Raw genomic sequence first — 18,920 nt, 5'->3', positions numbered from 1 at the left:
CCGGGATCGCGGCGCTCTCGCTTTCCGGGCCTCAGGGCCCGGTCACCGACCCGCCGAGTGCCGCGATGAGGTCGGCGCGCAGCGCGAGCAGCGCATCGGCGAGGAATCGGTTCTCCTCCGACTCGGCGCGTCCTGCGAAGTCGTCCATCGCGCGGAAGCCGAGCCCACCGAGCCACCGGACGATGGCGCTCTCCTTCACCGAGACGTCGAGCTGGCGGACGAGCAGCGTCTGCGCACCGTCGTCGCGCAGGAGGACGTTGAAGACGATGCCGTCGTTCTGGAACGGCCGGTCGAGCGGCCCGGCGATGAGATGCCGGACCGCGAGCGGGAGATGCCAGCGCGGCGCCCGCCGGAAGCGCATCGCCCACCCGCGCTGGGTCGGCGTATGCACCATACGGAACTCCCCCATCATCTCCGACACGCCGACGTCGAAGATGAGGAACCGCTCGTACGCCTCGGCCAGCACCTCGGCCGAGTCGGGCATGGGGCGCGCGGGGCCGTCGAGCGCGAGCAGGTGGCCGTCGCGCGTGCGGAAGCGGATCGTCAGCACGCCGTCGCGCATCCGCGCGTCGAACCAGCGGGCGCCGCGACCGTCGCCGAGGACGAACACCAGTCGACCAGGGCGCACGTACTTCTTCACGTATTCCGCGAACGCCGGCATCGACTGCTGGATCGGCTTCGCGTCGACGACGACGCGCAGGTCGACGATGCTGGAGCCGTCGGTGAGCAGCGTGCTGCGCGCGCTGTCGAGCACGAACAGCCGGCCGAGCGCCGCGCTCGTGCGCGGGAGCGCGGCGTGGAGATCGGCGCGCAGGTCGCGCTCCGGCCGCTGGAACGTCCCGAGCCACGCCGACATCCCGGCCGCGACCTCCGCCGGTGCGACGCGTCCCACCCCGTGCTCGACGAGCGTCATCCAGCGGTACTCGTCGTCGTCGAGCTTCTGCAGGCGAATGGTGTGGCGCGCGTCGCCCGCGTGGTCGGGGACGGGCGTGCCGACCGTCGGCGTGAACAGGTAGCCGGTCGGCGTCGTGCGTCCCTGCAGCTCGAGCACGCGCATGCTCGGCGTGGGGCTCGACGTCCACACGCTGGTGTCGGCCACGAGGCGCGACGGGGAGAGCGCATACCGCGCGAGCCGCTCGCGTCCGGCGGCGAACTTCGGGTGGCGCTGGACATTGATGAACCGGACCGCGAGTCCGCGAAACAGCTCGTCGGCGTGCGCGCGCGCGCGGTGTCCCGCGTCGGACCGAGCACGGTCGGTGCGTCGCGACAGCCGGCGAGGGCGCTCGTGAGAGTGGCGCAGAGGGCGAGCGCGAGGGCCGGACGGCGGTGCACGGCGGGCGGGCAGGGGTTGAACGGGGGGGCTGGAACGGGTAATTTACACGTCCTGTCCGGTCGTGTTCGGTGACGCGGATGGGGAACTGCCCCTTGGTGTAACTGGCAACACGTCTGACTCTGGATCAGAAGAGTCCTGGTTCGAGCCCAGGAGGGGCAACTGAAAGCCCGGCGAGCACTTAGCTGCTCGCCGGGCTTCTGCTTTTCGGGAAACTTGGTAGAAAAGGAACCACATAGGTACCACGCGAGCCGCTTTCGTCCCGGAATCGCCAGCGTCACGCGTCGAGACGGCTGGGGAACTGAATCGTCATCGGTGCCCGCCTGCCGCGTGTGACGTCCACCATGTCGAATTGAAGACCGACGTACAGCGGCGGTAGCCCGCCGACATAGCGTGCACGCCATCGGGGCTCCTGGCCCGGCGCCGGGGGGGCGATGGCGCGCGAGTGCCAGTCAGCGTCGGCGAGGCGTTCAGCCTCTATGCGGAGCCGCAGCGCATCCACCTGCCGCGCCGCCACGTCACGCAGCGCCGCGGCGCCGTTGACAACGCACCGGGGCGAGCCGGGCGGCATGCCATGAGGTAACGGCTCCGCAATCAGCGCCGCCGATACCTCACGGGCGAGGTAGGCCGCGACGCCGTGCGCCAACTCCTCGTCAGTGCCGTAGGTCGGCGACAGCGCGCGGTATCGTGGCTCATCCCCGGGGCCGAAGAGCAGCCAGTCGACGGACACGCCGCGGCACCGCTCGGCGATGCGCACTAGCAGATCAAACCCCGGCTGCATCGTGCCGGCCAGGTACTTCCCCATGTTCGTCGGCGTGACGCCGCACGCCTTCGCAAACGCGGTTTGGGTGTAGCCCATGTCGACGCGCAGCCGTCCCAAGCGGTGCGCGAGATCAGCCCTCGCCGCGGGGTAGTTAATCTGCTCCCCCGGCTGGGCCGGAGCGTTCTTCTTGGGCCGCCCATGGCCGCGGCGGGCCGGCTTCGCTTTCCGCGCGCGAGTGCGACCGCGGGGCGTCACTTTCTTGGGAGTCTTCATATCCCAAGAAAGTGATATTGCTGCGACTCGTTAGCAATGGCTGGAAACTGCGATGGTGAGGCGTACCCCAACTCGAGGTGACGCCATGCCCCTACTGGACGCGAAGGAAGCCGCAGAGCTTGTGAAACTCGCCCCAGCCACTCTTGCCAAGCTGCGCGTCGTCGGTGGCGGTCCGCCGTACATCAAGATCGGCGCGCGGGTCGTCTACGAAGTCGCTGACCTGGAAGCGTGGGTCGCCGCGCGGGGGAAGCGGCGCTCGACGTCCGACACCCCCCGGGCCGCATGAGCGCGCCGGAGCGGGTCCCTTCGGAGGTGGCTGGCGCGCCGTTCCCGGGCGCCACCCCACTCGCGTGCGCCGCGGTTGCCTACGCGCGGCGCGGATGGGCCGTGCTGCCCTGCGCGCCAGGCGCGAAGCTGCCGCTGCTGCCTAACGGTTTTCACGGTGCGAGCACCGACCCGTCGACGGTCGCCGCTTGGTGGCGTGCCGAGCCGCGCGCCAACATCGGCGTGGTGCCGGGGCTGAGCCGTCTGCTCGTCGCGGGCGCGCCGTACGCACTCGTCGCCCTGGACCTGGACGGGCCGAGGGGCTTTGCGACGGCTGACGCGCTCGGCGTGCCCACCGATACGCTGACTGCGACGACGGGGCGCCCCGATGGTGGCTGTCACCGCTACTTCGTGGTGCCGACGTCAACGGTCGACGGCGCGCCGCTCATCATCAGCAACCGCGCGCTCGGCTCCGGGCTCGACGTGCGCCACGCGCGTGGCTACGTCATCGTGCCGCCGAGCGTGCATCCCAGCGGCGCCGAGTACCGTTGGACGGTCACTGCCCCGGCCGCGCCGCTACCGCCGGTGCTGCTCGCGCGGCTCCTCGCCCCGACGCGCGACGGCACGACGACGCGCGGCAACGCGGCGCGCAACGACACGCGCTATGCCGGCAGGGCGCGTACGCATATGTGCCCCCGGCGGACACCGGCGGGGGCCGACGCGCGGCGCCGCGCGCTGGCGTACCTCGCGCGCGTGCCGCACGCGCTCGGCGACGGAGACGGCAGGAACATGACCGCTTTTCGCATCGCCGTGGTCCTGTTGCACGATATGCAGCTCGGCCCGCACGAGGTGGCCGCCTTCCTCGCCGAGTGGAACGCGACGAACCGCCCGCCGCTGTCGTTCGACGAACTTGCGCGCGTCGCGGCGAACGCCGCCCTCTACGGCGGCCCGCGGGGGGCGGCATGACCGCGCCCGTAGACCCCACGATCGTCGCGGCCGAGACGGCGGCCGCGGCCCTCGCGTGCGCCGCGGTCGGCGACACGGGGGCGACGTGGACGCGCCGCGATCCAGCGGGCGCGTGGAGCGTCGTAGTGACGCTGCCTCGCGGTCGCGCGGTGCGCGCCACAGTCGCGGTGTACGTGCCGGCCGACACCGCCACGCCGGCCGCGCTCGACACGTGCGACCTGGCGCGCGACAGCGCGCGCGCGCACGGCTCGTCGAGCGCGCCCGCTCTGGGGGGCTCGATGGAGAGCACGAGGCGCCCCTTCTCGGGGTGCTCGCCGCGCTCGGCGTGCAGCTCGCCGCGCGCCCCGGCGCCGGCGACGCAGCAATGGAAGACGCGGCGGGCCGGGGTGCGCGACTCGTGTTCGATGACCCCGAGCCGTGGCATGAGCCGGTGGATGGCGCCACGCTGCTCGACGCGGTGGCCGCGTTCGTGGCGCAGCGCGTCGCGCTCCCACCGCACGCGGCAGACGTGTGCGCCCTGTGGCTGGCGCACACGTACGTGTTCGACGTTTGGCCCGTGACGCCGTACCTGCTTCTCAGCTCGCCCGCGCGCGCGTGTGGGAAGTCCACTCTGTTAGGCGTGCTGGCAGCGCTCGCCCGGCGCTCGCTCGCCGCCATGGACTGCTCGCCGGCGGCGCTTTACCGGGTCGTCGAACGCTTCAAGCCGACGGTGTTCTTGGACGAAGCCGACTCATGGCTCACGACGAAGCGGGAGGACGGGATCGTGAACCTGCTGAACGCGGGGGCGCGCGTCGGCGGACAGGCCATCCGGTGCGTGGGCGAAAGCACCGCGTACGACGTTGCCGCCTTCGACGTGTTCTGTCCGAAGCTGCTCTCCGGTATTGCGGTGCCACTGCCGGACGCCACGCGCTCGCGCTGCGTGGTGCTTCGGATGGAGCGCGCGGACGCCGCGCAGCTCGCCGCGCTGCTGCCGTTCTCGGAGCACGACCGGCCGAGTGCCGCCCCGCTCGCTGCGCAGCTCGTACGGTGGACAACCGACACGCGGGACGCCGGCGCGCTCGCTGCTCGGCCGGCGCTTCCGGCCGGAATCGTCGGCCGTGACGCGGACCTGTGGATCCCGTTGGTGACACTCGCCGACGCCGCCGGTGCGCGTTGGCCGGCGGCCGCTCGCGCTGCGGCGCTGGCGTTCATGCAGGCCGGTGCGCGCGACGAGCCACGCGACGTGGGCGAGCTGGCGTTGCGCGATGTGTGCGCCTACTGCGCCGCGAACCCGGCAGCCGACGGGGAGCTCGTCCCAAGTGCCGAGTTGGTGCAGTCGTTGAACGGCGATCCGCTCAAACCGTGGCCGACGCTCGGACGCCAGGGGCTGACGGCGAAAAAGCTCGCCGATTACCTGCGGCGCTTCGGCGTCCACGCCGAGCAGCGCAGGATCGACGGGGCGAATGTGCGCGGTTACCCTCGTGCTGCGTTGCACGCCGCCGGCGAGCGCTACGGTTATTCCCCGAGCGACGCTTTGGCCAGCGCGGAAGATCAACCCGCGCCCCCCTACCATGTGGGACACGCGGGACAACCGGGACAAGTGGGACCTTCGCACGGCGGACGCGTCCCACTTGTCCCGGTTGTCCCACGTGTCCCGTATGAGCGGGACGCGCAGACTGTTATTCCGCGACCAGCAGCGCGGCCGGAAGTGCTCGCGCGCTTCCACAGTAGCGCCGGCTAGCGGCGCGCCTAACGGTATGAGTGGCGCGGTGTACCCGCCGGGAGCCCTGGATCTTCTCACGTGGGCAACACGAGTCGGCGCGACGATCGCCCCGGCAGGCGACGGGGTGGAGTTGCGCGCGCCGTTGGTTGGCACGCCGCTGGACGCGGCCGACGTGGAGGATGCCGTGGCCGTGCTCGGCACCACGTGGCGCGATGTACGCCGGGCGCTTGACCAGGCGCACGTCGCGCTCGGCACGCTCGGGTGCCCCGGCTGGCCGGGGCTGTCGCCGGACGTCGTGACCGTTGCGGCTTGGGCGTGGGTGCTTCGCGATTCGCTTGAGTCCGACGCGCGCGACGTGTTCGACGAACGCGCCGCGGTGTACGAGCATGACGCCGGGTGCCCGCGCTGGCTCGCCGAGATCCGGGCCGCGGAAGACGTGGTACGCGCCTGACCCCCGGTGCCGCGCCCGTGCGCGCGTGGGGCCGCTGACGGCGCCGATCGTCGTCGTTACGGCGGCGATCGGGACTGGCGCGGACGGCACATCTTCAGGAGGGAAGTCGAATGACGGACGCACGCGAGCAGCGCACCCGGCGCAACGCGCCACAGCTCCCTGACTGCATTCATGGACGGCCCAGGCAGCCCGGCCGGCCCATAGAAATCACGCCCGAAATCGTCACCGCCGTCGCGGAGCGCATCGCCTCCGGTAACTGGTTCGAGACCGCCGCCCGCCTCGCCGGCGTCCCTCCACGCACGGCCAGCCGTTGGCTCGGTCGTGGGCTCGCCGCGTTCAAGCAACTCGGACGCGCCAGGCGCGGCGACGCGCCGCCCGCCGACGAGGCAGCGACCCTGTGCCTCGCGTTCTGGCTCGCCGTACGGACCGCTGAAGCGAAGCGTGAGGACGCGCACGTTCAGAACATCACGCGCTGCGCCATGGGCAGCCCACGCCGCACCATCACCACCGAACGCACGCTGCTCGACGGCACGAGGGAGTGCACGGTGGTCGTCGAAGAAGAGCGGGCGCCCATCTGGACGGCCAGCGCGTGGATGCTCGAACGAACCAGCTTCAGGCGCTGGGGCCGCAAGGAAGCGCGCGAGTTCTCTGGCCCCGGCGGCAGCGGCATCCCGCTCGCCATGGTGCGCGAAATCCTGACCGAAGACGCCACGGACAGTGCCGCCAGCCGCAGCGCGGCGACATGACTATCGTCACGACGGTCGTCACGACGGCGGTGACGACCGCGAGCAATTCTGGCGGGCACCTAAATAAAGAGCGATACGGCCCGGGCCACTTTGCAGCGTCAGCGCGATGTCGCTCTGCGCTCGCGACGCACTCGGCGATCGTGATGGTGAACGTGCCGGCAAGCAGGTCAGGGCCACCACCACGCGCAAGAGGACATTTGGGGTCGGTTTATGCCTTCTCCAACGCACGTTGGCTAGCGCACGGAACGCGGTGCCGCCTCGGATCGCGAATGTCTAGGACGGCTCGATCCCCCGGTTGCCTCTGCGGCACCATCGCGTTTGCCCGCGCGCTGGCTGACGTTCGCTTAAGCTTAGAAAAAGAGCGGACTGTCGAAGCCGCGGATGCGCAGGCGGATCCCAAGCTCACGTCTTCCGCCGAACCAAGGATCCCTTCGCGGGGTCATAGCTGTAGTCCGTGATCGTCCCGTCCCTGATCCGCTCAATCGCTTCGTCGATAACGAACAGCGGAACCAGAAACCACTCCCGCGGCGACACCGGATTGCCAAAGCGGTCGGTGAGCGTGATGCTCAAACGCGCCGGATCGAAGACGCGATGGAGCAGGTTCTCTAACTTCGTCCGGTTGATGTGGTAGAGCTGATAGGTCGTAACGACCTCCACATCCGCCAGCAGATAGGTGGGGTCCAGCTTTGCGTTGCCGATCCTACCGGCAACGTCTCCACCTGTCACGCCGATCTTGTGAATGAGGTCGCGCCTTGACGCGATCTCAGGGTGATCAGATCTGCTACGGAGGACATACACTTTCCCACTGGCCAGGTCGCCTTCATCGGCGTGCGCGGCAAAGAGCGGCCCCGCATCGGGTTCGGTGACTCGGCGTCCGGTTTCATCCTTGTAGAGCGCGTTCTGCAGCGAACGGATAAGGAGGTTGCTCTCGGTGCCATTGCTGTAGATCACGCGGAGTCGTGCATTCGGTGCGCCCTCCGGCGTCCGATACACTTCACCCATCTCGGCGACGTATACGAGCTGCCCACCCAGAACGAAGAAATCGCGAACCGTGATGATGGCATCCCTGCCGAAGCGCCGCGTTTGTCTGATTCCGGCCCTAATCTCGTCCTGAACCCCCTTGAAGAGCGGCTGGAACTGCTCAAAGTCCGCGCACGGCTGGCGGGTTGCGATCTCCTCCGCCGACTGGATCTCGGCGCGAGAGCGCACGTGGCGCAGTGTCGTAATCTCCGACTCGGATCTAGCGATGCCTGCCAGCTGAGCAGCCAACTCGTCAACACTCAAAGTGGCGGGATCGGACGGCAACTCCTTGCTCCCCTTCAGAATACCGTGATGATCGATCGGCTCCAGCAGGGCACATAGCTCTTGCTGCGCGCGAATCCGATCAAGGCGCACGGCGTACAGGCGTTCAAAGATGTCGATCCCCTCGCCGTGACACGGCAAGCGACCGTGCTCAGTGACCCACCGCTGAATCTCATCGAAGCCGGCAAGGACGCGCTCTCCGAGTGGCGAACCTGCCGCCTCAGGCGCCGGCTCGGCAAACTCCGCCAGATCGGCGCGAAGCGCGTCGAGATCAATGTTACCCGTCATAGCGCCCCTCATCCTTAAAGCGAACGAAGGCCTTTGCTCCCTCAGCCATCCGACGCTCCCAGGGGTCCGTCGCCGTCAGCGACGGGAGCCGACCACGCTCGCGTTTGAACATCGCCGCCCGGAGCGCTAGGTCCTTTGCGTCATCGGGGGAGATGGCGATGCGTTTGGCCTCCACCACCGCCTGAATCGCGCGCAGCCGCTCCTCAGTCATCGCCTTACTGAGAATAGCGTAGGCCTGGCCGAAGGGGTTGATCGAGTCAATCAGGTCGATGTCCAGCTCTCGGACGTCCATCGCGAAGCGGCGGACACCGTCCACGAACGCGGTGTTGAGACGCTCGACCGGATCGGCTCTCTCGTTCGTGTCCCGTTCAGCCAGCTGCTTCGCATGTTGGGCAAAGGCCATGGCCGCGATCACGCGTTGGCGAATCGCTTCTTGATCTTCCTCGGCAAGATCGGGGTGGCGCTCACGGACGATCTTGCCAACCTGAACCTGGGTGATCTCCTGCGGCATCAACTCCATGTCGAAGATCCCGTGTTCGATCGTCGGCTTGTCTTGGACGACCGCGGCGATCAGCTCGTTCAGGTCCTCCTGGATGATCCGTTTCGCCTCGTCACTCTTCGGCTCGGCGAGGCCCGCAATCTCGATCTGGAGCCTCCCCTCTTCGGCATTAAATCCGACGTTCCTCCCCTTCGGATCGTAGCCCCCCTCGCCGTAGTCAAAGCCCTCAGTCGCGGTGTTGGTCGGGTTCTTCGGCCGAAACTCGAAGCGCGGCGCCAGCACCTGCTCCATCAGTAGCGAAGCGGCGATCGCCTTCAGGGTGTCATTAACCGCCTCGGTCACCGCCTGCTCCGCGGCGTCCGGTTCCGCAATGAGGTTGGTGAAGCGCGCGCGGCTCTTCCCGGGGGCATCGCGCGTGGCCCGCCCGATGATCTGCACGATCTCTGTAAGGCTGGACCTGTATCCCACCGTCAGTGCATGCTCGCACCAGATCCAGTCGAATCCCTCCTTCGCCATCCCAAGTGCGATGATGATGTCGACGTGGTCGCGGTTGTTCTTCTGCGCCGGATCCTTTAGGGCCGCTATCACACGGTTCCGTTTTGCCGGCTCGTCGTCCACCAGGTCAGCGATTCGGAGGAGACGCCCCTCCGGTGTGCGGACAAGCTGAAAGCCCGTGGTGCCGTCCGCCCCTTCCCAGGTGCCGAGCGCGTGGAGGATCATCTCCACCTCGCGGAGCTTGTCCTGTGTGCTCTCGCGAGAATTGACGTTCGGTATGTGGACGATCGTCTTCTCGGCCGGATCGAGGACTTTGAGGATGTCGTCGACGTACGAACCCGAGTAAAAGAAGTAGCCGATGTCCAGCCGCTTCAGGTACTGGTACCCATTGAGCTGCTCGTAGTACGTGTAGGTGACGGTCGCGAATTTCGCCTCATCGGATGGCGCCAGCACGGCCTCGGCGTCGCCGCGGAAGTACGAGCCGGTCATCGCCACCATGTGCACCTTGCCGCGTGAGATAAGCGCGCCCAAGTGGCGGCCGAGGATGTTGTCCTCGCTCACCGAGACATGGTGGAACTCGTCCACCGCGACCAATCGGTCGTCAAACGCCTCCACACCGAACCGCTCAACGGCGAAGCGGAAGGTGGCGTGTGTGCAGACCAGCACGCGGTCGTCACTCGCCAGAAACGACTCTACAGCGGCGACCTTGCCGACATCGGTACCGGAGGCGTCGCACAGGTTCCACTGGGGCGCAACCACCCAGTCCGCCCAGAAGCCGCTGTCTGTGAGCCGCTCGTTATGAAAAGAGGCGCCAATGGCGCGTTCCGGCACGACGATGATCGTCTGCCTTATCCCCTGGTTGTGCAACTTGTCCAAGGCGATGAACATCAGCGCCCGGCTCTTGCCGGAGGCTGGCGGCGACTTAATCAGGAGGTACGGCTCGCCGCGATGCTGCCAGGCCCGCTCCTGCATCGGACGCATGCCCAGGACGTTCAATTTTGTCGAGCTTCCGTTTCCGGCGTACTTCACCGAGATCGAAGGAACCTCCATGCGCTCGCCGTTCATCCGCGCATCCTGCGGGCCGTGCTGGAGCGCTTCTCGTTTGCCGTCATCTGCGTGTACATGGCAAAGAGCCTCTCAAGCCGTTCGGTGTCGTTGCGGAAGCGGCGCCCAATGTAGATCCGCTCCAGCACTTCGTCGTTGCGCTCGTGCGCTTCCCGTAGATTGTCCGGCATCGTCTCCAGATCATACAGGTCGGCGATCGTCGCAGGGTAGTGCACCTCACGCGCGAGCAGAATGTCCTCGGCGCAGCGAGTCAGATCGGCCATGTTCTGGTCCGTTAGCGCCGGAACCGGAAACGTGTTCCAGCCAAGGGTATTGGAATACGAGAACCGCATCTCCAAGCGGACGCAAACCGTGCCGACCCAGACCCAATGGAGGCGCGAAGCGACCAGCGCCATGTTCCACAGCGGCGCATCATAGATCGCATAGCACTTGTCCCCAATAACCGGCCCGGCGGCGAAGTAGCTGACGGGGAGATAAGGCCTGTTCTCCGATGAGACTCTTGGAACGATGATGGCTCGTGTTCCGCTTGCCGCAGAGAGCTGGACAAACCGGTGCGGCGTCGAAGCGAATGCGCGGGTCGAAGGCGCGTCGCTCTGCCTCCTGAACCGCCGCACACGCTCTACGATCTCCGCAATAGCGGCATTCTTGAGTGCGGAGTCCGCGTGGCTGTCATCGATCCACAAACAAGCTCGCGGCTTCCCGTATATCACTTCCTCTGATCCAAAGAACTGCCGTACGAAGGCCGAGTTGACACCATGGTTCTGAACAAGGTCACGCGCGGCCTTCAGCGACATGACCAGATTGCCACCGTCTTTCGCCATGCTGCCTAAGTACATCTTCTTCTGGGGTCCGAGCGGCGTAGTGGTTGCCTTCACAATCACCGTAGTATTTGGCACCAAATACGGCCCGATGCTCGCTACAAGTCGCATTGAAGTGCCGCTGTAGAGGCATTTCGAGCGCGTACCGTTTGCGGCAAGGCCTATGACAACTACAGTGACGCCCGCATTGTGGCTTGCGAGATTCGACCATGTAAAGGACAGATGAGCGAAGAAGATCTCTACGCCCCTCTCATAAACGAGAGGCCATATGACTGGGACCTGTTCGCCCTGGCAGACAGAGTTGGTCGCGACAAAGGCGCCCGCAGTTCCTGGTACAGCACTGATGTAGTCGGCTAGCTTGAGCAGCCAGCCGGCGACGTAATCCATAGTGCGGTGCTTCGACGTTCGCGGCCCGGCGACCGCAGCTAGGTCTCCTTTCTGGGTCGAATCCTTCTTGTTACGACCCTTGTACGGAGGGTTGCCGCAGATGTACGTCTCTCCGCCCGCGTTCTCAAAGTCTATCTCAGGTTGATCAAGCGGTGTGTTGAAGAGGTCATCCCCCAGCAGCTTTACCTCTGTTCCGGTGCGGGGGCAGATCGCGAGCCAATCGAGCCGGAGTGCGTTGCCGCAGGTGATCCAGTTCTCAGCGTCTAGAGGAAGGAATTCCTGAATCGCGTCTTTCTGGCCCCGGTAAAGCTCATCGCACTGGAACTCCGCGATGATGAGTGCCAGACGCGCAATCTCGGCTGCAAAGCCCCGCAGCTCGATGCCACGGAAGTTGGTAGGCGGGATCTCCGACGGCCGGCCCGGCTGGCCCCGCCGGCGATTGATCTCGTGCTCAATCGCCCGCATCTCTTTGTACGCGATGACGAGAAAATTTCCGGAGCCGCAGGCCGGGTCGAAGACGCGGATGCGGGCGATGCGCTTGCGCAGATTGAGCAAAGTGCGCGAATTGTCACCCGCTTCCTCTAGCTTCGCGCGGAGGTCGTCCAGGAAGAGGGGGTTAAGGACCTTGAGGATGTTCGGCACGCTGGTGTAGTGCATGCCGAGCGCCCCGCGCTCCTCATCGTCAGCCACAGCCTGGATCATCGACCCGAAGATGTCCGGATTGATCTGTTTCCAGTCCAACGAGCCTACTTGCAGGAGGTACGAGCGCGCCGTGCGCGAGAAGCGCGGTACGTCCACCTTGTCGGAGAAGAGGCCGCCGTTGACGTATGGGAATGACGCCGCCCACCGCGGGATCCCTGCGTTCTCACGGTCAGCATGCTTCGTGTTCATCGCGCGGAACAGCGTGCCGATTACCTCATGCGTGTTCGATGAGTCGGCCGCACTCATCCGGGAAACGGTATCGGTGAACAGCCTGCTCTCGGCGAAGATGCCCGTGTCCTCCGCGAAGAACGAGAAGATCAGCCGCGCCATGAAATGGTTCATATCTGGGCGGCGCTCGTCGCTTCCCCAAGCGGGGTTCTCCTTCAGGAGCGCGACGTAGAGCTTGTTGAGCTTGGAGGTCGCACGGATGTCAAAGGCGTTCTCGCGGATCTGTCTAACGGTGGTGATCCCCGCCAGCGGAAGGAAAAAACCAAAGTGATCGGGTAGCTCGTCCCAGGCACAGGCGAGCGGCTCACCGCTCGCAAGATCCTCAGCCTCGAGGGTCTCGCCATCCGTGGCGAGAATGAACTTGGCCTTCTGCTTCGTCGTAGCAGGGCTCTCGCGGAGTTGGGACAGCTTCGCAGACACCTCGCCTGGAGGTGCCACAGCCAGGTGTATGTTGTTCCGCTGCAGGACGCCGCCCACGTCCGACTTGTTGGTATTGCCAGCGCGCAGGCGGCTGAGAGTCGTCTCCTTGTTGCCAAACGCCTGCAGAAACGCGTACGGGAATTCCGTCGGGTCGAATGGTCGCTCGGCGAGAACCGAGATTGCTTCCTCAATCTCAACAGCGTTCATAGAGCCCATCAGAGGTTTGCGCTAATCGGGCGAAACGGGCGAATCAGCGCCGAGGTCTTGCGGGGAGGCGGCTTCGGCGCGCCACGTCTAGAGGTCCGTATATCACTGCACATGCTTCCGCGTATGCTGGCTTAGCGGTAGGCACACGCGAAGGAAATAACTGTGCCCGTCATGCGTTGCCGATTGCGTGCTGCAACACGCGATGCCGGAGCTGCCATGAGAACGACGATCAGCCGTCCAGAATCGAGGCGCGAATATCCGGCTAACGCCGGAGTGCAGCCGGGAATGTGCTCCGAGGGGCCGAGCCGTGCGTGCGGCTCAAGTGGCCGACGCGTTCGCAGTTACCAGTTACAACGATGCGTCAGCCATCAGATCGCCGGGGCAATTCCAGCAGCGGATTGCTGCTCCAATTCCTTTAGTGTGACGCCAGTATCGGTGTGCCAGCTTAGTGGCCCACTTCGACTCGACCCCGCGACGAAGCAAGCCGCCGTCGAGGACGACGTGAAGGCCATATCTTCATTGATCGAGAAGTGTTCGCCTTTTTTCACCATGCTTCCAGACGCGAGTGCAGCCTGACGGAGGGCGATGACGTGCTTCGGCGTACTGGGCTGAGCATCAATCGCGACCTGAGATTTCTTCAGCACAGTGAAGCCCTCGTCAGTGGCGTATCCGACTGCGGAAAGCCCTAGGAAGTCAAAGCGCAGAAGCGTACCGAGAATCCCGCTCGGCGCGGGCACGGTTGTAGCCGTAACCGGCGCGGGCACGACGGGGGCGATTACGAGCGGCTCCAGCAGCCTGTGCCCGAGAGCGCCAAGTACCATTCGGAGATTTGCGAGGAATTCCTCCATGGCATCCGCATCCGCTCTGGGGAGCGCTGCGGAAAAGCCAGCGTTGCTGTTGTCGACGTCGTAGCGTCCAGCAAGCTTCGCTAGGTGGATCAGGCGAGCCTCCAAGTAGCGGACGTGAGCCTTGGTGAGGTTCGTGTCCTTGCTCGTGAATGCTACGGCCTCCGTCCAGAACTCCTTCTCCAGGAGGTGGCTTGCAAGACGATCGCGGACGTTCTCGCTTTCCCCCATGTAGACTCTTCCCCGATCAGTACCGAGGCCGCCTTCAAGCAGCAGATAGACTCCGGGGCGCGCCACCTCTGCCCACTCCACGAGCTCTGCAATCCGAGTACGCGGGCACGCGATCGCCTGACCTGTCCAGTTGACGATCTCCGCGAGACGAACTCCGCTAGGCGAACCGTCCGCGAGGTAGATCCGAAGGCTCCTGCCGAAACCGGTCATTCCACGAGCGCTGAGTAGTGATGGATAACGCGAGAGCGCAGCGGTAGAGCCGCGGGGCTAAACTGCGGTAGTCGACGAGCGATGCGCGGCTCCGTCGGATGCAACGATCGATCAGGGGCCCGCCGTGGGAACGGGTGTGCTCACTCGATCGTGATGCGCGATCACGGCGCGGCAGAGCTCAACAAACTCCGTATACGAGAGGTCGTTCTTCGCATCGTTCGTACGCCACGCGCAGATTCGGAAATGCGGCGCGCCAAGGCCGTCACCCACGTGATCGACGCTCGGAAGATCTCCTAGGGATGCCTTGTACGCGCGCTTACCAGCCCTCGACGCCTCATTGTCGTACGTGCTGATCAGATCCCATCGCAGGAGCCGGCCCGTGTAGGCGTCAACCCCGCCGCTCGACGCCACTGCCGCGTGGATAGCCGACTTGTACGCCTCGATCGTCGCCGTCTGGTTGCCCCGCGCCCGATCCCGTTTTCGGTGGGCGGAAGCCTTCCGCGCGAGCCAGCGGCTATAGGCCGGCGGTTGACACAACCCCGAGAGGCACTGCGGGAACGGGTACTTGATGCTCGGCATTGGGACGATGTATGTGGCTTCCTCACGCGCGCGAGACAGGGCCGCGCGACCGCCGCAGAAGCTGTCGAGAGTGCTGGTCGCCCGCCAGCGATCCCCACGAAAGTCAACTCCCCCCCCGGGCTTCGCCAGACGCCGTTTTCACAAGTCTAAGTAGCTGGTCTGGCGGAGCTTAGGGGCGGAGGTGCCCGGTGGCGCTAGCCTGGACGCTCGCGTGTCCGACGTTAGTTCGCGGCGCGTGCCTGTCGACTTGTCAAAGCCCGACCTCACCATCATGGCGCCCCAGTTCGCGCTGGCGGTCGGGTGCAGGGCCGCAAGCGCCACCTGCTAGTCGATATGACCGGCTGGTACTTCGCGCCTAGGTGCACGCGGCCGACTAGCGCGATCGCGCCGGGCGCGCCTTTGGTGGAGACTACGCCGCGCGGTGCGTTGCCGCGCATGCAAGTTTGCCGCTGAGACGTGCGCGTAACTATGGGCGATGCGGGAGGTGCAGCACTCGTACCCGCGTCACGGATTCGGAATCGCTTCCGCGCGCTGCCGGCGTCCCCGCGGCGAGCGCAGTAGCGACTGCGGCCGAAGTTTGCTCGGCAGCGCGCTTGCGGCTCGACTCGACCAGATGGGCATACCGGGCCGTTGTGGCGCTGTCAGTCTGGCCCAGGAGCGCGCCGATCAGGGGGAGGGTGAGCCCGCCGGACGCAGCCACGCTGGCAAACGCGTGCCGGAGGTCATGCAAGCGCACGTCCGGGAGCCCTGCGGCATGGCGCACGGCGTCCCAGACCCGAGCGGTATCGGTGTAGTGCGCGCCCGGTTTCTTGCCGGGGAAGACGTACTCGTTCCCGGCGTGGCGATGGGCGCGCATCTCGTCCATAACGGCGAACGCCGGCGCCCCCAACTCCCGAATGCTGCGCCCCGTCTTCGTGTTGGGCAGCACCACGAAGCCCGGCGGCGCGTTGGGCGCGCCGCGGTACGCGTGGTCAACGTGTGCCCATTCGAGCGTCAACGCTTCGCCCTCTCGCCACCCCGTGAGCAGGAGGAAGCGCAGCACCGCAACGCCGATCGGGTTGAAGGGCTTGAGAGAGCGCGCCCCTTCGGGGCTCGTGTCCTTCGTGCGGTGCTTCGCGGTCGCCGGCGTGGCCTTCCGGCGCTGCTCGCGCTTGGGGGGAATTGGGAGCCCTTCGCGTCCGGCGCGCGCGAGGGCGGCACCGAGCGCCGCAAACTCGGCTTCGGTCAGGTACCGTTCCCGTTTCTGCTCTGGGTAGGCCGAGATGTGCCGGCACGGGTTCGAGCCGTCCGGTCGGAAGCCCTGGCGCTCGGCGTAGACGAAGAGGGCCGAGAGTGTGGCGAGCGCCCGATTTGCCGAGTACGGCCTATCGGCCATGCCAAGGTGCAGCTTCGCCACCTGAGCCCTGGTGATGTCCGCCACCTTAAACCGGCCGAGCGCCCGCCGAAGCTCGCCCTGCCGTTCCGCGCCTTTGGACGGGCCGCGCTTCGCCGCGGTGACGCCGAGCAAGCGCGTGTACTCCGCGACGGTGGACGGCTTCAGCTTTGCGCGGCACTCGGCGAGAAAGGCGTCCGCCGCTTCGGAAACGGTGGGTGCCGCCCGCTCTGCAGCGACTGCGCGCTTTCTAGCCGCGCGCTCGGCCGCCGGCGAGCGGCCGGCGAAGACGTCGGCGCGAAGCTGCGTGGCGCGCTTCCGCGCTTCGTCCACCGTCAGGGCGCCGAAGTCGCCGAGCGTCACGCGCTGCTTGGTGCCCGCGCGGCCTCCAATTCGGAAGGCGAACACGAAGCTCTTTCGCCCACTGGGCCAGACGCGCACACCAAAGCCCTTCACGTCGTCGTCCCACACGAAGAAGTCGGCCGCGACGGGGCCGGTTTGGGGTGCCAATGCGTCCACCGCGCGCTTCGTGAGCTTGGGCATGATCGGGGGCCGGGGAGGGGGCGCTCGCGGCTCCTGCGTGGTTCCTGTCCAGCTACAGGAACCACATAGGAACCACAGGAACCACATTCGCAGCAACGCCCAGCAATTTGCAGACACACCAAGCTATTGTCAAATAACGGTCTAGCTATACGTGGAAATCCCCAGAAGCGCCGAGATTCCTGACTCTGGATCAGAAGAGTCCTGGTTCGAGCCCAGGAGGGGCAACTGGAAGTCCGGCGAGCACTTAGCTGCTCGCCGGGCTTCTTTGCGTTCCCACCCCGGCTCTCACGCCGCCGCCGCGAGCTCCGAGCCTCGCGCGCAGCACGCGAACAGGTTGATCCCTTCGGCTTCCGCCCGCACGTGCACCTGCGCATCGCCGAACCGCGAGCGCGCGAACAGCGCGCGGAGGTCGTCCGCGGTGCGGTGGATGAGCCGCCAGTCGAGGATGTGGTCCATGAACGCGCGGTCGGGATTGGCGACGTCCATGTTGCCGAGGATGGCGGTGCCGCCTGGACGCAGCCGGTCGTGGATCCAGTCGAGCAACGCGACCACGTGCGCGTCCTCGAGGTAGTCGATCAGTCCCACGCTGTAGATCAGGTGCTGCGGCGGGACGCTCGTCCGGCCGCGGCCGCGCGACAGGCGGATCACGTTGTCGCGCGCGAACGTCATGTGCTCGGCCACGCGCCGCTCGCGCGCCCGCTCGGCCGCGAACGCGATCGCCTCGTCGTCGATGTCGATGCACGTCGCGTGGATGGGTGGCGCGTCCGGCGCGCCGAGCACGTCGAGGATCTCGCGCGCGGGGCCGCTCGCGAGGCTGGTGACGAGCACCCGCTCGCCGGCGGCACGGGCGGCGCGTGCGGCGACGCTGCGGATGGCATCGGCGAGGAGCCCGCGTCGGTTGCGCACCGCGCGCACCACCGACAGGTCGAGCGCCCACCGGTCGATCAGTCGGCCGAGTCGGCCGACGCCCTCGGGGCGGTCGTCGTACATCAGATCGATCGTGTAGAAGTCGCCGGCGTAGCCGCGCGGCTTCGCGACCCAGCGGTCGATGTTCGCGCTGCCGGCGAGGAACGCGAACGTCTCGCGAAAGACGTAGCGACCGATCTGCGGCTCGAGATGCGTCGCGCGGCGGACGTGCTCGCGGAGGCTCGCGCAGAGCGCGTCACACACCGCGCTCACGCCGTCCTGTGCCGGCGCGGCGTCGAGCCGGCGCGTGCGGAGGCTGCGATCGAGGAGGAGCATGCTCGTCTTGAAGCGCTCGACGGCGGTGACGAGCGGCGCGGGGAGTGAGGTGCGATCGGGGACGTCGTCGCCGGCGATGGGGAAGGTGAGCGTGCTCTCCATGGGTTCGTCCTGCGCCCGCGGGCGCGAGAAGGGATGAGCGAGCGTGGTCTGCCGGTCAGCTCACGGCGGGATCGTTCGTGCGGACGAGCGCGCGGCGCATGACCGAGGCGACGAGCGTGTACGCTTCCGCCCACGCGTCGTGCACCTCGGGCGTGAACGCGGTGCCTAACGTGTCGCGCAGCGCCCAGAGCAGCGCGTCGCCCACGGTGTCGTAGTGCCGCTGCTCGACGCCGTAGCCCACGTGGCGCTTGCCGAGCGCGCCGATGACGGGGAGCAGCGCGTCGGGGTCGTCGAGCGTGGCGACGATGACGCCGAGCGTGCGCGCGAGCTTGGCGCGCTGGGCGGTCATGTCGACCGTCGCGAACAGCCCAGCAGCGGCGCCGTCGAGCTCGAAGAGGTGGCGGTAGAAGCGACTGGCGAGCGCGTCGACGTCGGCCGCGACGGCGGGCCACGTGGAGCGCACGAGCTGCGCGTGTTCGGGCGTCATGGTCGCCTCCGGGTGCGCGGCCGGCGTCGGGCGAGTGTCGGCCGCGCACGCGCGGGAAAGGGGCGCGGGGAGTCCGTCAGTGCCAGTTCGGACCGGGCGGGAACGCGGTCCCCGCCTCGCTGGTCTTCACCGCGGTGTCGCCGACGGCGCCGCCGCCCGGCACGTAGCAGCACGCGGTCGGGCGCCGCGTCGCGGGCGGGGCCTTCAGGACGCCGATGATGCCGTTCGTGGGACCCGGCGGCCACGGGGCGGGCGCGGTGGCGTCGTTGCGGTCGGAGCAGGCGGCGAGGACGACGGCGGCGGAGAGGAGCAGCAGCGAGCGCATGGTGGGGCCTCCGAGTGAGGTGGTGGAGCGGCGGATCGGTCGTCCGGCCGCGGTTCGTCGTGCGGGGCGAACGATGCG

16 protein-coding genes and 1 tRNA gene are annotated in these 18,920 nt (G+C 67.0%); 6 read left to right on the top strand and 11 right to left on the bottom strand.

The features are described 5' to 3' along the window. Positions 1–31 precede the first annotated feature (31 nt). The gene (locus J421_RS21810) at positions 32–1,099 is read right to left on the bottom strand and encodes a hypothetical protein (RefSeq protein WP_025413297.1); all 1,068 of its coding nucleotides are present in this window, start codon (positions 1,097–1,099) and stop codon (positions 32–34) included. Between the two features lie 320 nt (positions 1,100–1,419). Between J421_RS21810 and J421_RS21800 the strand changes: the two genes are divergently transcribed. Continuing rightward, a tRNA-Gln gene (locus J421_RS21800) sits at positions 1,420–1,492 on the top strand. A gap of 115 nt (positions 1,493–1,607) precedes the next feature. Here J421_RS21800 and J421_RS21795 read toward each other — a convergent pair. Beyond that, positions 1,608–2,366, bottom strand: coding sequence for a helix-turn-helix domain-containing protein (locus J421_RS21795; protein ID WP_104022932.1), 759 nt, complete (start codon positions 2,364–2,366; stop codon positions 1,608–1,610). 85 nt (positions 2,367–2,451) lie between these two features. Here J421_RS21795 and J421_RS21790 point away from each other — a divergent pair, with 85 nt between their 5' ends. From J421_RS21790 to J421_RS21770, 5 genes are all read left to right on the top strand, one after another. Beyond that, on the top strand, positions 2,452–2,652 hold the full coding sequence (locus tag J421_RS21790) for a helix-turn-helix transcriptional regulator (protein WP_201773064.1): 201 nt from the start codon (positions 2,452–2,454) through the stop codon (positions 2,650–2,652). Beyond that, the gene (locus J421_RS21785; protein ID WP_025413294.1) at positions 2,649–3,596 is read left to right on the top strand and encodes a bifunctional DNA primase/polymerase; all 948 of its coding nucleotides are present in this window, start codon (positions 2,649–2,651) and stop codon (positions 3,594–3,596) included. Before J421_RS21790 ends, J421_RS21785 begins: the two co-directional genes overlap by 4 nt. A gap of 307 nt (positions 3,597–3,903) precedes the next feature. Further along, positions 3,904–5,316 (top strand): DUF3631 domain-containing protein, encoded by a 1,413-nt coding sequence (locus J421_RS21780; RefSeq protein ID WP_025413293.1) that lies wholly within the window; start codon positions 3,904–3,906, stop codon positions 5,314–5,316. A gap of 28 nt (positions 5,317–5,344) precedes the next feature. Next, positions 5,345–5,749: a hypothetical protein gene (locus J421_RS21775; RefSeq protein ID WP_148306458.1), complete on the top strand. Its 405-nt coding sequence runs from the start codon at positions 5,345–5,347 to the stop codon at positions 5,747–5,749. Between the two features lie 110 nt (positions 5,750–5,859). Then, a complete protein-coding gene (locus J421_RS21770) occupies positions 5,860–6,495 on the top strand; it encodes a hypothetical protein (RefSeq protein WP_025413291.1) in 636 nt (211 codons plus the stop codon). A gap of 402 nt (positions 6,496–6,897) precedes the next feature. On the opposite strand, the gene J421_RS21765 is transcribed toward J421_RS21770, so the two are convergent. From J421_RS21765 to J421_RS21725, 9 genes are all read right to left on the bottom strand, one after another. Further along, positions 6,898–8,085 carry a GIY-YIG nuclease family protein gene (locus J421_RS21765; RefSeq protein WP_025413290.1) on the bottom strand — a complete coding sequence of 396 codons (1,188 nt, stop codon included), beginning with the start codon at positions 8,083–8,085 and terminating at the stop codon, positions 6,898–6,900. Further along, positions 8,075–10,144 (bottom strand): DEAD/DEAH box helicase, encoded by a 2,070-nt coding sequence (locus J421_RS21760; RefSeq protein ID WP_025413289.1) that lies wholly within the window; start codon positions 10,142–10,144, stop codon positions 8,075–8,077. The genes J421_RS21765 and J421_RS21760 overlap by 11 nt, the downstream gene beginning before the upstream one ends. Continuing rightward, complete coding sequence (locus J421_RS21755; RefSeq protein WP_025413288.1) at positions 10,141–12,906, bottom strand: DNA methyltransferase; 2,766 nt, start codon at positions 12,904–12,906, stop codon at positions 10,141–10,143. Before J421_RS21755 ends, J421_RS21760 begins: the two co-directional genes overlap by 4 nt. 368 nt (positions 12,907–13,274) lie before the next feature. Then, positions 13,275–14,192 carry a GIY-YIG nuclease family protein gene (locus J421_RS21750; RefSeq protein ID WP_025413287.1) on the bottom strand — a complete coding sequence of 306 codons (918 nt, stop codon included), beginning with the start codon at positions 14,190–14,192 and terminating at the stop codon, positions 13,275–13,277. Between the two features lie 111 nt (positions 14,193–14,303). Then, the gene (locus J421_RS21745) at positions 14,304–14,771 is read right to left on the bottom strand and encodes a hypothetical protein (RefSeq protein ID WP_025413286.1); all 468 of its coding nucleotides are present in this window, start codon (positions 14,769–14,771) and stop codon (positions 14,304–14,306) included. A 466-nt stretch (positions 14,772–15,237) separates the two neighbouring features. Beyond that, positions 15,238–16,686: an integrase arm-type DNA-binding domain-containing protein gene (locus tag J421_RS21740; protein WP_025413285.1), complete on the bottom strand. Its 1,449-nt coding sequence runs from the start codon at positions 16,684–16,686 to the stop codon at positions 15,238–15,240. A gap of 285 nt (positions 16,687–16,971) precedes the next feature. Then, on the bottom strand, positions 16,972–18,030 hold the full coding sequence (locus J421_RS21735) for a class I SAM-dependent methyltransferase (protein ID WP_025413284.1): 1,059 nt from the start codon (positions 18,028–18,030) through the stop codon (positions 16,972–16,974). Between the two features lie 55 nt (positions 18,031–18,085). Continuing rightward, a complete protein-coding gene (locus tag J421_RS21730; protein ID WP_025413283.1) occupies positions 18,086–18,517 on the bottom strand; it encodes a globin domain-containing protein in 432 nt (143 codons plus the stop codon). Positions 18,518–18,593: 76 nt separating this feature from the next. Continuing rightward, positions 18,594–18,842, bottom strand: coding sequence for a hypothetical protein (locus J421_RS21725; RefSeq protein ID WP_025413282.1), 249 nt, complete (start codon positions 18,840–18,842; stop codon positions 18,594–18,596). Between the last annotated feature and the right edge of the window lie 78 nt (positions 18,843–18,920).

The sequence above is a fragment of the Gemmatirosa kalamazoonensis genome (assembly GCF_000522985.1).
Classification (GTDB): domain Bacteria; phylum Gemmatimonadota; class Gemmatimonadetes; order Gemmatimonadales; family Gemmatimonadaceae; genus Gemmatirosa; species Gemmatirosa kalamazoonensis.
This window is presented reverse-complemented; position numbering and strand designations above follow the sequence as displayed.